Below are 14,144 nucleotides of genomic sequence, written 5' to 3'. Positions count from 1 at the left end.
GGAGGCGCGCTCGCGGTCGGGCTCAGACCCCCTTCAACCCGCTCAGGTCGAGGGGCAGCGAGCGCAGCCTCTGGCCCGTCGCGGCAAAGATCGCGTTCGAGATCGCCGGGGCGATGACGGGCACGCCGGGCTCGCCGATGCCGGTCGGGGCAACGTCGGAGGCCACGATATGGACCTCCACCACCGGCATCTCGCTCATGCGCGTCGGCTCGTAGGCGTCGAAGTTCTTCTCCTGCACCACCCCGTCCGTCAGCGTGATCCTGTTGCGCAGCACGGAGGAGAGCGCGAAGCCCACAGACCCCTCCACCTGGGCGCGGATCACGTCGGGGTTGACGGCGATGCCCACATCCACCGCCGCGACGATGCGATTGACCTTCACATGGCTCCCATCCGCCGTGATGTCGGCCACCATCGCCACGTAGGAGCCGAAGGATTCGTGCGCCGAGATGCCGAGGCCCTGCCCCTTGCCGCTACTGCGCTTGGCCCAATCCGCCTTCTCGGCGGCGAGCTTCAGGACGGCGGAGAGGCGCGGCGCGCCGCCGAGCATCCCGAGGCGGTAAGCCAGCGGGTCGGCCCCTGCGGCATGGGCCAGCTCGTCGATGAACACCTCCATCGCCTGCGCCGTATGGGTGTGGCCCACCGAGCGCCACCACAGGACGGGGACGCCCTCACGGGCGTTATGGACCTCGAACCGGTAGGCCGGGATGGCGTAGGGCGTGTCCGATGCGCCCTCGACGGTGGTGGAATCGACGCCGTTCTTCACCAGCATCGCCTCGAAGGGCGATCCGATCATGATCGATTTGCCCACCATCCGGTGCTGCCAGCCGGTGACGGCGCCCTTGGCGTCGATCCCGGCCTTGAGGGTGTGGAGCACCATGGGGCGGTAATAGCCGCCCGCCATGTCGTCCTCGCGGGTCCAGACCAGATGGACCGGTGCCTTGCCGCCGGTGGCCTTCATGATGGAGGCCGCCTCGGCGATGTAATCGGCCGTCGGCGTCGCCCGTCGCCCGAACGATCCGCCGGCCCATTGGGTGTGCAGCCTGACCTTGTCGGCCGTCACGCCGAGGGTCGCGGCGGCGACCGCCTGTTCGATCGTCTGGAATTGCAGGCCGGCATAGATGTCGTAGCTGCCGTCGGACGCGCGCTCGATCGTGGCGTTCAGCGGCTCCATGGCCGCGTGGGCGAGGTAGGGGAAGGTGAATTCCGCCTCGATGACCTTGGCCGAACCGGCGAGAGCGGCGGCGGGATCGCCCTTCTCCGACGCGACGATTCCGGGGCGCTTGGCCGTCTCGCGATACTCGGCGAGGATCGTGTCCGAGGAGCGCTTCTCCGCAGCGCTCTCATCCCAGGTGACCGAGAGAGCGTCGCGGCCCTTCATGGCCGACCACGTATCCTTGGCGAGAACGGCGACGCCCGTGGGGATCGTCACCACATCGATGACGCCCGGCACCGCACGCGCGGCCTTGTCGTCGACCTTCGACACAATGCCGCCGAAACGCGGGGCATGTGCCACCACCGCCGTCACCTGGCCCGGCCGGCGGATGTCCATGGAATAGATCGCGGTGCCGTCGGTCTTGGCAGCGGAGTCGAGGCGCGGACGCTTCTTGCCGATATGAACCCATTGGCTCGGGTCCTTCAGCTTCGGCTGCTGTGGCACGGGCACCGCCGCGGCGGCTTCCGCCAGGGCGCCGAACCGCTCCTCGCGCTTCGAGGCGAGGTGACTGACCGTGCCGTTCGAGACCGTGATCTCGGAGGCCGGGACGGACCATTTCTCGGCCGCCGCGGTGACGAGCATCGCGCGGGCGGCGGCACCGGCCTTGCGAAGCTGGAACCAGGAATTGGCCACCGCGGTCGAACCGCCGGTCCCCTGGATCGGCCCCATCAGAAGGTTGTTGTAGAGCTTCGCATCGGCGGGAGCGAAGGCCACGCGCACGCGCGACCAGTCGGCATCGAGTTCGTCGGCCAGGATGGTGGCGAGACCCGTCGTATTGCCCTGCCCCATATCCAGATGCTTGATCAGTACGGTGACGGTGTCGTCGGCGGCGATCCGCACGAAGGCGTTGGGTTGAGCAGGGGCGGAGGAGAGATCGGGCCCCGCCGCCGCGCGCACCGGCTTGGCGGGGTCGAGGGTGAAGCCGATCACCAGGGCGCCGGCCGCGACGCCGGCTCCGCCGAGGAAGGCGCGGCGCGACGGACGGGGGGCGGCCGCCTCGGATTTGGTCTGACGGACCTTCAGCATGGCTTCCTCCAGGGCGACGACGGCGGGCATTGCATGGGTTCAGGAGAGTGCCGGCCCTTGGGCCGGCCTTCGGTGCGGATCAGGCGAGGGAGCGCGCGGCTTCGTGGATCGCGGCGCGGACACGCTGATAGGTGCCGCAGCGGCAGATGTTGCCGTCCATGGCACTGTCGATCTCGGCGTCGCTCGGCTTCGGCGTGGTCGAAAGCAGACCGATGGCCGACATGATCTGACCCGATTGGCAATAACCGCACTGGACCACATCGAGGCCGCGCCACGCGGTCTGGACCGCCTCCGCCACCCGCCCAGACACACCCTGGATCGTCGTGATCTTCGCCTCGCCCACATCGCCGATGCGGGTCTGGCAGGAGCGAACGGGCTGGCCGTCGAGATGCACCGTGCAGGCGCCGCACTGAGCGATGCCGCACCCATATTTCGTACCGGTCTTGCCCAGATGATCGCGCAACGCCCAGAGGAGCGGCATGTCGGGATCGGCATCGACTTCATGCGACGCACCGTCGACATTCAGCTTCAGCATGACATCTCTCCGACTTTAAGTTCGACTACTTCTAAATACTGAATCGATCCGGGAAATGTGCGCTTTCGCACACCAGGCGGGCAGCCGGATGGGGGCCTGCATAGGTGCCAGCGGAGTGAAGCCACGCGATTTAGAGACAAGTGTTCGGATCGCGGCAGGCCGTTCTTAACGTATCTGGCGCACCTTGGCCTTGTCGCTGCACCGACAGGCCGAGGTCCTTTCGACCTCCGTTTTCCCTCGCAAGATCCCCAAGACGGTGATGTCGGACCTGACAGCGGAGATGGTTCAGCGTGGACGCGGTCCTTCGGCACCGGAATCCGTTCGCCGCCGCAAAGTGGCCCGCGACATCCGTTCGGCACGCGAGCGGCTGACCTCGACGAACGGGCTCGAACGCGCCTTCGATTACGAGCTGCTCCGGATCTATGCCGAGTACCGCTCGGGGGCCGGGCTGACCCATGCCGTCCTGGGCCTCGTCATCGCCGGGGCGTCCTCCCTGTGGGTGCCGATTCCCATCGCCCTGTCCTGGGCCGTCTGCCTGATCTGCGGCGTCGGCCTCTCGATGGGATTGACCAAACATTTCCTCCGGCAAGCCGCGGACACGGTCTCGGTGAGACGCTGGCGCAGCGCCTTCATGCTGAGCGAGATCGTCCAGAGTTCGGCATGGGCCTTGATGATCCTCGTGGCCGCGCCTAGCGCCCGCATTTTCGTACTGTTCGGCCTCGTCATCGCCGCCGCGGTGGCCGCGATGCTGGCGGCGACACTGCCCGCCGCCGCCGCCGCCGCGCTGCTTCCGCTGATCCTGGCGGCGCTCTCCCTGCTGGCGTTCTCGCAGGACATGGACACGATCCTGCTCGTCACCATGGTGGTCGGATCGCAGATCTTCTTCCTCGGGCTCGCCCGCCGCGTCTACGCGTCGGCCGTGGGGGCGCTGAAATCGCAGGCGGAAAAGGACGCGATCTTCATCGAACTGGAACAGGCGAAGGGCAATTCCGACGAGGCGCGGCGGCGCGCGGAGGAGGCCAATCTCGCCAAGTCGCGCTTTCTCGCGACCATGAGCCACGAGTTGCGGACGCCGCTGAACGCCATCCTGGGGTTCTCGGAGGTGATGAAGAACGAGGTTTTCGGCGCCCACGTGGCTCCGTCGTACAAGGAATATGCCGGCGACATCCACGATAGCGGGATGCACCTGCTCAACCTCATCAACGAAATCCTCGACCTGTCGCGCATCGAGGCAGGGCGCTACGAGCTCAACGAGGAGGCGATCCAGCTTGCCCATGCGGTGGACGAGTGCCGCCACATGGTCGCCTTGCGGGCGCGTGGAAAGGGTCAGGCCTTCCACGAATTCATCGATCCCGCCCTCCCCCGCATCTGGGCGGATGAGAGGGCCTTGCGCCAGATCGTGCTCAACCTCCTGTCCAACGCGGTGAAATTCACGCCGCCGGGCGGCGACATCACGATCAAGGTCGGGTGGACCGCGTCGGGCGGGCAATATGTCAGCGTGAAGGATAGCGGGCCGGGCATTCCCGAGGACGAACTCGGCACGGTCATGTCGTCGTTCGGTCGCGGCTCCCTGGCGATCAAGACGGCCGAACAGGGGTCGGGTCTCGGCCTGCCCATCGTGAAGGGGCTGGTCGACCTGCATGGCGGCAACTTCCACCTCAAATCCAAGCCGCGCGAGGGGACGGAGGTCGTGGTGATCTTCCCGGCGAGCCGCGTGATGGACACGCTGCCCGCCCTCAACCTCCCCGAGGAAACGGATTCGGGGACGACCCTGCGCGGCCGCCGAAGCGCGGCCCGCGCAGCCTGAACCGGGCTGGAGCCGCGCGAAGTCGAGATCCGCGCGGCGGGTCGCGCCGGTTTCAGCCCTCGCTGCGCCCCGATACCCCCGCCTGGGCGAAGGTCGCCATGTCGCGATGGCAGGCGAGCGCGCCTTTCAGGAGACCGATGGCGAGGGCGGCGCCCGACGCTTCGCCAAGCCGCATGCCGAGAGCCAGCAGCGGCACCAGTCCGAGGCGTTCCAGAACCTCCGCATGGGCCCCCTCCGCCGAGACATGGCCGGCGAGGCAATGGTCCAGCATCGTGGGATCGATGGCGTGGAGGATCGCAGCGGCCGACGTCGCCACATAGCCGTCGATGACCACGGGGATGCGTTGCATCCGCGCCGCCAGGATGGCGCCGGCCATGGCGGCGATCTCGCGGCCGCCGAGGCGCGATAGCACCTGAAGCGGGTCGTCGAGATGGCCGGCATGGAAGGCCAACGCGGCCTCCACGGCCGCGACCTTGCGCTCGATCCCGGCCGCATCGACGCCGGTGCCACGCCCGACCCAATGCGCCGCCTCGCCACCGTAAAGCGCCGCGTAGATGGCCGCCGCGATGGTGGTGTTGCCGATTCCCATCTCGCCGAGGCCGAGGCAATCCGTGCCCGCGGCGATGGCCTCCATCCCGAAGGCCATGGTGGCCACGCATTCCTTCTCGGTGAAGGCCGGCCCTTCGCAGATGTCGCCGGTGGGAAGGTCGATGGCGAGATCGAAGACCTTGAAGCCGAGGCCGTAGGCGGCACAGAGCTGATTGATCGCGCCGCCGCCCGCCGCGAAATTGTCGAGCATCTGGCGGTTCACCTCCGCCGGGAAGGCGGAGACACCGCGCTTGGTGACCCCGTGGCTGGCGGCGAAAACGCAGACGAGGGGGCGGTCGAGGTTGGGCTGGCCCTTGCCCTGCCAGGCCGCGAGCCATTCGACGAGGTTCTCGAGGCGACCCAGCGCGCCGGCCGGCTTCGTCAGCAGCGCATCCCGCTCGCGCACCATCGCGACGGCATCCCGGTCCGCGCCCGGCACGGAGGCGATCAGGCGGCGGATGTCCGAGAACGGCGTCTGGTCGGAATGATCGTGGGTCGGGGGTGTCTGGGTCATCGCGCGAAACTTGCCTTGGGTCTCGGCGCGTCCGGTATGGCGGCCTGCCTGTGGGGCGAGCTATAACCAACGGGGCGCGAACGGTGAAGGCAGGCCTCCATGACACAAGGCCGGGATCTGGAACCGGAAGATACGTTTCCCGGCGCTTCGTTGGCCTACGATCTCGCTATGTGCCTGCGGTTCTATTCGAGGCTACCGGTGCCGTGCCTTCCCGGCGAGGGCGACCCGCATCGCTTGCCCGACTTCCGCACCCTGCCGCGGCTGCTGCCAGTGGCGGGTCTCATCCTCGCCCTGCCCTCCGCGCTGATCCTGCTCGTCGCCTGGGGGCTGGATCTCGGGCCGTTCCTGGCGGCGACCCTGGCCGTGGCGGCGGGGACGCTGGTGACGGGGGCGCTGCACGAGGACGGTCTCGCGGACGTGGCGGACGGGTTCGGCGGCGGCACGACGCGCGAGCGCCGCATCGAGATCATGCGCGACAGCCGGATCGGTGCCTATGGCGGCGTCGCCCTCGTCCTGACCCTCGCCCTGAGGATCGGCGCATTCGCGACCCTTCTCGATCGCACCGGGGCCATGGCGGCGATGGCCCTGCTGCTGGCCGCGTCCCTTTCGCGCAGCGCCGCGCTCGCGCCGATGGTGCTGCTCGGCCCCGCCCGTCCCGGCGGGGCGGGCGCGTCGGTGGGCGTGCCCGATCGCCGGACCATCGCAATCGTCGCGTCCCTCACCCTCGTCTTCGTCGCGATTGGCTGGATCGCCGGCTTGCCCGTCCTCGGCATGGTGCTGATGCCCGCCCTGGCGCTGGGAGCATCCGTCGGCCTCACCGCCCTGGCCCGCGCAAAGATCGGCGGCCAGACCGGCGACGTCATCGGAGCCTGCCAGCAGGTGGCGGAGATCGCGGCGCTTCTCGGCCTCGTGGCGACGGTCCCGCGCTGACCATGGCACTTTGGCGCTTGATCGCGACCCACGCCTGAGGGCATGGAACGGCCATGAACCAGCCTGTCGCCCCGAGGGCTTCGAGCCCCTGCACGAAGCTCTGCATTCTCGACGCGGCGACCGGGCTCTGCGAAGGCTGCGGACGCACGCGCGAAGAAATCGGGATGTGGGGCTCGCTGTCGGAGACGAAGCGGCAAGCCATCATGGCGACCCTCGGACATCGCCTCCGCTCCGCTTATCCCCTGCGTGGGAAAGCCGTGGCCGGGCCATGATCTACGCCGCCCTCGCGATCCTTCTCGGCATCGTCGCCTTTCTCGTCCTCTCGGATGGTGAGAGCACGGTGGCCGGGCTGGACAAGGACCAGCTCGCACGCCTCGCCTTCAGCGGAACCCTGCTGACGATCTTCCTCGCCGGGTTCTGGCATCGGTTCAGCCAACAGATCGGCACCAACCTGAAGGCGCTGCTGTTCTGGGCCGCCCTCACCGTCGCCCTGGTCGCGGGCTACGCCTACAAGGAGGAGGCCGGGGATGTCGGCAATCGCCTTGTCGGGACGCTGCGGCCGGGAAGCGCCGTGACGTCCGGCGATGGAAGCGTCACGATCAACCGCCGGGCGGACGGGGCCTTCTCCGTGCGGGCAGAGGTGAACGGCCGTGCCCAGGTCTTCCAGTTCGATACGGGCGCGAGTTCCGTCGTGCTCACGGCGGAGAACGCGGCCGCCATCGGGATCGCGCCGCCGGAATCCGACTTCTCGATCCGGGTCTCGACCGCCAACGGCACCGCGATGGCCGCGCCCGTCTATCTCGACAGCCTCACCGTGGGCACGATCACCGAACGGCGCGTCTCGGCCCTGGTGAGCCGGCGCGGCGCATTGTCGGGCAACCTCCTCGGGATGAGCTTTCTCGACAGGCTCGGCTCCTACGAGGTGCGGGGCGACCGGCTGGTATTGCGCCCGGTACGATAGGGCGGCCCACGCGATATCGACTCCAGCCCTGGCTTTGCGTCAGCCGTTCGAGGATGCGGACGCGCTCGACGATGGGAATGCGTAGCGAAGGTAAGCCTGGACGAAGTCGGGCATCGACCCGGGGTCGATCTCGTCGCTGGACGCGACCGTGATGAAACCAGCCAGTTCCGGCTCGATCTCGGTGAGGCGATGGCGCTCCATGTCCTGCCGCAGCTCGTTCGCCTGATTGGGGAACGTCACGGGCCGCAGAAATGCCGCCTGGCTCTTTCCGCGAAGCAGAAGCCATCGGTTCTGCGCACCGGCCGGAAGTGCCATGCCGGTCTCCTCGACGAACTCGCGCTCCGCGCTGCCGGCCAGATCGACCGTATCGCCGTCACGCACGTCGTCGAGATCCGGCGTGCCGCAGGGGAAATAAGCCTGCCCGGCATTGGCCGTATGAGCGCCCATGACACCGAGAAGCACGGCGCCATCCGACCCGTGAGGGGCAATGGCCGCGAAGGCGTTCAGCACGGTCGGGTCGGGCGAGCCGAGATCCTTGTGGGTGATGAAGCTCGCGTAGGACGTCTCGAACAGCTCGACGGAACAGAATGCCCCCTCGAGCCGGCACGATTTCGCGAGGAGGACGCGTCCGTCGAACAGCCCGGACCGCGCGGCGCAGCGCCGACGCCAGTTCTCGGAGATGAGAGCCGCGTTGTCCCGCGCCCATTCCCATGCGAACGGCACCAAACGCGCCGTCACCCCCTCGATCCGCGTGAGGGTGAAGCCGTCAGACAAGCAAGGTCCCCTCGCTCATCACCACGGCCGAACCACCGATCTCGACAGATTGGAGGGCTCCGGATTCGATGACCAGCTGGAGCGCGATCTCGCTCGGTCGGCCCATGACGACCCCCTGGCGGATCAGGACATCGTGCTCGCCGTCACCGAGAGGCTCGAACTCCATCATCACGCCGGCGAAGGCCGCGGCGGCGGACCCCGTCGCTGGGTCCTCGATCACGCCCAGATGCGGCGCGAACATCCGGGTCTGGAAGCGGAGGCCGAGGCCTTCCGGGTCCACGGCGTAGAGGTAGAGCGCCGTCTGAGGATCCAGCGTGGAGAAGGCGGCGAGGTTCACACGTGCCGCGTCGAGTTTCGCCCGCGTATTGACCGGCACGAACAGGAAACCGGGCCCTGCCGTGTGTCGGCTCGGCACGTGACGCCCGAAGCCGATATCCTGCGTCTCCAACCCGATCATCTGCGCGAGGAGCGTCGCGTCCGGTCCCTCGCCATCGTATTGCGGCAGGATCGGGAGCTTGAAGCGCCCACGGCCACGCCCCTCGCCCGCTTCGACGACGCAGGCCACGGTACCGATCGTCTCTTCGAGACCGAAGGCGGTGGCGTCGGTGAGGCCGGATTTCGCATCGTGCAACGCCAGCAGGATCGCCGCCCCGAGCGTCGGGTGCCCGGCGAACGGAAGCTCGCGCGCGGGCGTGAAAATGCGGAGGCGAGCCTTGTGGCGCGCTTCCGTCGGCGGCAGCACGAACACCGTCTCGGACAGGTTGAACTCGCCCGCGATCCGCTGCATCGCCGCGTCGTCGAGCCCTTCCGAATCTAGCACCACGGCCAGCGGATTCCCAGCAAAGGGCGTGTCGGTGAAGACGTCGAGGGTGACGAAGCGGCGGCTCATCGGCTGTTCCTTTTCGTTGACCATCAGATCGGCTCTACGGGAAACGTCTCGCTGGGTGCCACGAACTCGTCCTGCGCGTCGACTGTGAGGATCTCGCGCGAACCCGCCTCGGCCGTGCGGCGCAGGAGCCCGTAGACCGAAGCACCGGCCATGCCCAAAGCCAAAGCCGCCGAGCCCGTGCGGGCGTAATGAACGAGGAACAGGGCCGCGATGGCGTCGCCGGCTCCGTTCACGTCGAGGGCGAGGCGCGGGGTGCGCAGGCGCCAGAACAGGCCGCCCTCCCCCGCCATCAGGTCGATGGACTCGGACGGGGTGTCCTCGGTGACCAGGGACGTCACCAGCACGACGCGCGGCCCCAAAGCCTGGATCGCCGCCACCGCGGCCTTGGCCTCGCCGAGGGTGCCGGTAGGCAGGCCCGACAGGAAGTTCAGCTCGAACTGGTTCGGGGTGACGATGTCGGCGGCGGGCAGAGCCTGATCCCGCAGGAATTCAGGTATGCCGGGGCGGACATAGATGCCTCGCCCGGTATCGCCCATCACCGGATCGCAGCAATACAGCGCCTTCGGGTTGGCACTCCGCACCGCCGCCACGGCCCGCACGATGGCGGTGCCGATATCGGCCGAGCCCATATAGCCGGACAGGACGCCGTCGCATTGCCCGAGCATGCCGCGCTCCGCGATACCGAGCACGAGGTCCTCGATCATCGGCCCGTCGAACACACGGCCGCGCCAGGCGCCGTAGCCGGTATGGTTGGAGAACTGCACGGTATGGATCGGCCAGACCTCGACGCCGAGCCGCTGCATCGGGAACACCGCCGAGGCATTGCCCACATGGCCGAAGGCGACGTGCGACTGGATCGATAGAATTCTCATCGGCGTATCAGGCTTTGCTTCGACGGGTGCGAGCGCGACGATCAGCGTCGTAGCCGGTTTCGCCCTGCGGTGCATTCACAACCGACGCGAGGCTCGTCCGTGACGAGATCGACCCTTGCCGGAATCGCGGCCTTCCCGCACATCGTGCGCGACGAGCAGGGGCATCCATGGATTTCGAAGCGCTGAAGACCACGATCCTGACCTTCGTGGAGACGCACAAGGAATGGGCACCCCTCATCATCGCGGTGCTCGCCTTCTGCGAATCGCTGGCTTTCCTGTCGATCCTGGTCCCCGCCACGGTGCTGCTGGTGGCCATCGGCGCGCTTATCGGTGCGAGCGGCATCCCGTTCTGGCCGATGGTGATCGCGGGCGGTATCGGCGCCGGGCTCGGGGATTGGGTGTCCTACGAGATCGGCCGCTACTTCCAGCACGGCGCCAAGTCGATCTGGCCGATGAGCCGCTATCCGCAGATGGTCGCCAAGGGCGAGGATTTCTGCCGGCGCTACGGCGCCTGGGGCATCGTCATCGGCCGGTTCATCGGCCCGGCCCGCGCGGTGGTGCCACTCATCGCCGGGATGTTCGAGGTGCCGCGCCTGCCGTTCCAGCTGGCCAATTGGAGTTCGGCCTTCGTCTGGGCCTTCGTCTGGCTCGCGCCGGGCGCGGGCGTCATCAGCTTCTTCAACTCCTGACGCCGCATGCGCCGGTTCCCGCCCGAACGCATCGTCTGCCTCACCGAGGAAACCGTCGAGACCCTCTATCTGCTGGGTGAGGAGGACAGGATCGTCGGCGTGTCCGGCTATGCCGTGCGGCCTGCCCGCGTCCGCAAGGAGAAGCCGCGCGTCTCGGCCTTCACCAGCGCCGACCTGCCGAAGATCCTCGCCCTTCAGCCGGATCTCGTCCTCGCCTTTTCCGACATGCAGGCCGAGATCGTCGCCGACCTCGCCCGCGCCGGAATCTCGGTCCATCTTTTCAACCAGCGCGACGTCGCCGGCTGCCTCGCGATGATCCGTACCGTGGGCGCTTTGGTCGGCGCCGGCGAGAAGGCCGACGCGCTGGCCCAGGGTTACGCCCACCGCCTCGGCGCCGCCGCCCTCGACAATGCCGGCCCGCCCCGCCTGAAGGTCTATTTCGAGGAATGGGACGAGCCGATGATCTCTGGCATCGGCTGGGTCTCCGAATTCATCGGCTATGCCGGCGGCGACGACGTCTTTCCCGACCTCGCCCGCCAGCCGGCGGGCAAGGACAGGATCGTCACCTCCGAACAGGTGATCGCCGCGCAGCCGGACGTCATCCTCGCCTCGTGGTGCGGCAAGCGGGTGAACGTGGCGCGGATCCGCGAGCGCCCGGGCTGGGATGCGATCCCCGCCGTGGCGGCGGGACGTATCCACGAGATCAAGTCGCCTCTGATACTGCAGCCCGGGCCGGCGGCGCTGACCGATGGGTTCGACGCGATCCGCGCCGCACTGGCGGGCGGGCAGGCTGCCGCAGGTGACAAGGGCGGGCCGACCTGATTCCCTGGCGGGACAGTCGATTCGCCACCGCACTCTCCCCAAGCGAAGCCATGTCAGCAGCCCTCGCCCATCTCGTTCTGCCGCCGGACCGCCGGCAATCGGCGACCGCGCTCCAGGTCCAGCGCGGGGTCCGCCGGCTATTCGCCGACCTCGGCCATGTGACGATCCCGGAATTCTCCCTCGCCAATGGCAGGCGGGCGGACATCATCGCCCTGTGCCCGGCCGGCCGGCTGACCATCGTGGAGATCAAATCCAGCGTCGCCGACTTCCGCGCCGACAAGAAGTGGCCGGATTACCGGGACTATTGCGACCGCTTCTATTTCGCCGTTCCCGATTCCCTCCCCGAAGGGCTGACGCCCGAGGAAGCCGGGCTGATCATCGCCGACGGCTACAGCGCCGCGATCCTGCGCGACCCGGTCGACCATGTGCTGAGCGGCGCCCGCCGCAAGGCGGTGACCCTGCGCTTCGCCCATTCCGCCGCGCGGCTGCTTCACTCGCTCGCCGATCCGGGGGCGGTGCGGGAGGGGGCGCTTTAACCAAGCAGGAAGCTGCCCCAGTCTTGTAACCCGGCCGCCCCCGGGATCGGCCTACCGCCCGCTTCGCCGCGCCGAGACCAGCGCCAGGGCGGCGAGATCCTTGTCGCCGTCGCCGTGGCTGACGGCGTCGATGAGGTTGTCGCGCAGCACGCTGGCGAAAGGCATCGGTACGCCGGCCTGACCCGATGCCGCGAGAGCGAGGCCGATATCCTTGAGCCCGAGCCTCAGACCGAAGCCCGGTGGCTCGTAACGCCCGGCGGCGATGGATGCGCCGTAGCCCTTGTAGACCGGCGAGGCGAACAGCGTGTTGGTGAGAAGGTCGAGGAGATCGGCACCGGCGACGCCATGCCCTTCGGCGAAGGCGGCGGCTTCGCCCATGGCCTCGATGGCCGCGATCAGCATGAAGTTGCCCGCGAGCTTCACCGCATTGGCCCGGTACGGCTCGGTTCCGAAGGGCCAAGTCTTCGTACCGAGGGCGTCGAGCAGCGGTTGCGCCAGCGCGATGACATCCGGGTCTCCGGCGACGACGATGTTCAGGGCACCGTTCTGCGCCACGTCCGGCCTGCCGAAGACGGGGGCGGCGATATAGGGCACGCCGGCCCGCTCGTGGATCGCGGTGAGCTCCTGCGCGAGCGCCACCGAGATCGTGCTCATGCTGAGATGCAGGCCGGGCCGCGTGCCGGAATCGAGCAGTCCGCCCTCCACGATCACCGAACGCAGGGCCGCGTCGTCGGCGAGCATGGTGATCGCCGCGTCCCCGGTGAAAGCGTCCGCTGCGCTATGCGCGACTGTCACCCCGTCTAGACCGTCGGCGGCGGATGCCGTCCGGTTCCAGACTCTCACCCGGTGACCGCCCCGGACGAGGCTCTGCACCATGCCCCGGCCCATCCGGCCCAACCCGATCACGCCGACATCCATCCGAGGGCTCCCTTTGTTCGTCCCGGTTCAATGGCCGTTGAGAAATTCGATCATCGTGGCGTTGAAGCGATCGGTCGCTTCCATATGGACGAGGTGGCCGACACCCTCGAAGACGACCGCGCGCCCATCCGGCATCCGGGCCGCCAGGCTCTTGGCATGTCCGGCATTGTCGCCCATGGCGGCGCGCAGGTTTTCGGGGGCGAAGGGCTTGCCCGGTGCGTTGCGATCGTTTGCGCCCATGATGAACAGGGTCGGCGCGGCGATCAGCGGGATCTCATGCACCACCGGCTGGCCCCAGATGATCTGGTAGGAATTGACGAAGGATTGGAGCCAGCGCGGATATTCGCCCGAACCCTTCACGCGCTCGCGGATCGCCACGAAGGGCTCGATCGCCGTGGAGGGTAGCGACAGCGCGTAATTCGTCATCAGCTGGCGCCGGTAGACGTCCGCGGTGACACCGCCTTCGATGCGGAGAAGCGTGTCGTTGGAAACGGGCGGGACGGTGAAGCGATAATCCTCGAGACCGATCGGCGCTTCGAGGACGAGGCTGTTCACCCGGCTCGGCGCGTTTCGGGCAAGTCGGGCGGCCAGCATACCGCCCATGGAATGCGCGACGACATCGACGCGCGGGAGATTGAGGGCATCGAGAAGCGATACGGTTTCCGCCGCCATCACGTCGAAGCTGAACGGTCCCACCGGCTTCGACGATTTACCGAAGCCGAGCTGGTCGGGGACGACCACGCGGTAGCCCGCCCCCGCCAGGGCACCGATCACCGGCTCCCAGTAATTCGACGGGAAATTACGGCCGTGCAGCAGCAGAACGGTGCGTCCGTTCGGCGTCCCTGTCGGCGTGACATCCATGTAGGCGAGGCGCTGCCGCTCGTTGTCGCGCGTCAGGTCGAGAAACCAGACGGGGTGGGGATAGGCAAAGCCCTCCAGGCCAATTCCCAGGGGCCCGGCATCGTCGGCTCTCGTGAGAGAGGGCGTGACCGCGAGAAGGAAGCCGAGCAGGAAGGTCGCCAGACGCATGTGATCCCCGATGGAACGCCTCGATGATGTCTTTGCGATCG

The 14,144-nt window shown here is 68.0% G+C and carries 15 protein-coding genes; 7 read left to right on the top strand and 8 right to left on the bottom strand.

What is annotated here, in order from left to right:
- Positions 1-22 precede the first annotated feature (22 nt).
- Together AC0IXR_RS17495 and AC0IXR_RS17490 are read right to left on the bottom strand one after the other, a co-directional pair.
- Positions 23-2,239 (bottom strand): xanthine dehydrogenase family protein molybdopterin-binding subunit, encoded by a 2,217-nt coding sequence (locus AC0IXR_RS17495; protein WP_471761808.1) that lies wholly within the window; start codon positions 2,237-2,239, stop codon positions 23-25.
- 79 nt (positions 2,240-2,318) lie between these two features.
- Entirely contained in the window at positions 2,319-2,774 is a 456-nt protein-coding gene (locus AC0IXR_RS17490; protein ID WP_056428807.1) for a (2Fe-2S)-binding protein, read from the bottom strand.
- Between the two features lie 259 nt (positions 2,775-3,033).
- Here AC0IXR_RS17490 and AC0IXR_RS17485 point away from each other — a divergent pair, with 259 nt between their 5' ends.
- Complete coding sequence (locus AC0IXR_RS17485; protein ID WP_471761617.1) at positions 3,034-4,581, top strand: sensor histidine kinase; 1,548 nt, start codon at positions 3,034-3,036, stop codon at positions 4,579-4,581.
- A 52-nt stretch (positions 4,582-4,633) separates the two neighbouring features.
- On the opposite strand, the gene cobT is transcribed toward AC0IXR_RS17485, so the two are convergent.
- A complete protein-coding gene (gene cobT / locus AC0IXR_RS17480) occupies positions 4,634-5,683 on the bottom strand; it encodes a nicotinate-nucleotide--dimethylbenzimidazole phosphoribosyltransferase (protein WP_471761616.1) in 1,050 nt (349 codons plus the stop codon).
- Between the two features lie 99 nt (positions 5,684-5,782).
- On the opposite strand from cobT, the gene AC0IXR_RS17475 reads away from it, so the two are divergent.
- From AC0IXR_RS17475 to AC0IXR_RS17465, 3 genes are read left to right on the top strand one after another with little or no spacing between them, the layout of a single operon-like run.
- Positions 5,783-6,613, top strand: a complete 831-nt coding sequence (locus AC0IXR_RS17475; protein ID WP_471761615.1) for an adenosylcobinamide-GDP ribazoletransferase — start codon at positions 5,783-5,785, stop codon at positions 6,611-6,613.
- A gap of 53 nt (positions 6,614-6,666) precedes the next feature.
- On the top strand, positions 6,667-6,885 hold the full coding sequence (locus AC0IXR_RS17470) for a DUF1289 domain-containing protein (RefSeq protein WP_471761613.1): 219 nt from the start codon (positions 6,667-6,669) through the stop codon (positions 6,883-6,885).
- Positions 6,882-7,574 carry a retropepsin-like aspartic protease family protein gene (locus AC0IXR_RS17465; RefSeq protein WP_471761612.1) on the top strand — a complete coding sequence of 231 codons (693 nt, stop codon included), beginning with the start codon at positions 6,882-6,884 and terminating at the stop codon, positions 7,572-7,574. Before AC0IXR_RS17470 ends, AC0IXR_RS17465 begins: the two co-directional genes overlap by 4 nt.
- A 39-nt stretch (positions 7,575-7,613) precedes the next feature.
- On the opposite strand, the gene AC0IXR_RS17460 is transcribed toward AC0IXR_RS17465, so the two are convergent.
- The 3 genes from AC0IXR_RS17460 to pdxY are packed head-to-tail and all read right to left on the bottom strand — an operon-like array spanning position 7,614 to position 10,109.
- A complete protein-coding gene (locus AC0IXR_RS17460) occupies positions 7,614-8,348 on the bottom strand; it encodes an NUDIX hydrolase (RefSeq protein WP_471761611.1) in 735 nt (244 codons plus the stop codon).
- The gene (locus AC0IXR_RS17455; RefSeq protein WP_471761610.1) at positions 8,341-9,237 is read right to left on the bottom strand and encodes a PhzF family phenazine biosynthesis protein; all 897 of its coding nucleotides are present in this window, start codon (positions 9,235-9,237) and stop codon (positions 8,341-8,343) included. The genes AC0IXR_RS17460 and AC0IXR_RS17455 overlap by 8 nt, the downstream gene beginning before the upstream one ends.
- A 23-nt stretch (positions 9,238-9,260) precedes the next feature.
- Entirely contained in the window at positions 9,261-10,109 is an 849-nt protein-coding gene (pdxY, locus tag AC0IXR_RS17450; protein ID WP_056428789.1) for a pyridoxal kinase PdxY, read from the bottom strand.
- 167 nt (positions 10,110-10,276) lie between these two features.
- Between pdxY and AC0IXR_RS17445 the strand changes: the two genes are divergently transcribed.
- The 3 genes from AC0IXR_RS17445 to AC0IXR_RS17435 are packed head-to-tail and all read left to right on the top strand — an operon-like array spanning position 10,277 to position 12,156.
- Positions 10,277-10,798, top strand: a complete 522-nt coding sequence (locus AC0IXR_RS17445; RefSeq protein ID WP_056257668.1) for a DedA family protein — start codon at positions 10,277-10,279, stop codon at positions 10,796-10,798.
- A gap of 6 nt (positions 10,799-10,804) precedes the next feature.
- Positions 10,805-11,620, top strand: a complete 816-nt coding sequence (locus AC0IXR_RS17440) for a cobalamin-binding protein (protein WP_471761609.1) — start codon at positions 10,805-10,807, stop codon at positions 11,618-11,620.
- A gap of 50 nt (positions 11,621-11,670) precedes the next feature.
- A complete protein-coding gene (locus tag AC0IXR_RS17435; RefSeq protein ID WP_419952357.1) occupies positions 11,671-12,156 on the top strand; it encodes an MmcB family DNA repair protein in 486 nt (161 codons plus the stop codon).
- 51 nt (positions 12,157-12,207) lie between these two features.
- Here the strand turns inward: AC0IXR_RS17435 and AC0IXR_RS17430 are convergent, their stop codons facing one another.
- Positions 12,208-13,074: an NAD(P)-dependent oxidoreductase gene (locus AC0IXR_RS17430; protein ID WP_471761608.1), complete on the bottom strand. Its 867-nt coding sequence runs from the start codon at positions 13,072-13,074 to the stop codon at positions 12,208-12,210.
- Between the two features lie 27 nt (positions 13,075-13,101).
- Entirely contained in the window at positions 13,102-14,103 is a 1,002-nt protein-coding gene (locus AC0IXR_RS17425) for an alpha/beta fold hydrolase (RefSeq protein ID WP_471761607.1), read from the bottom strand.
- Positions 14,104-14,144 lie beyond the last annotated feature (41 nt).

It is taken from the genome of Methylobacterium sp. AC832 (assembly GCF_979256025.1).
Note: the sequence above shows the minus strand (reverse complement) of the source record. Positions and strands in the feature narration are given on the sequence as shown.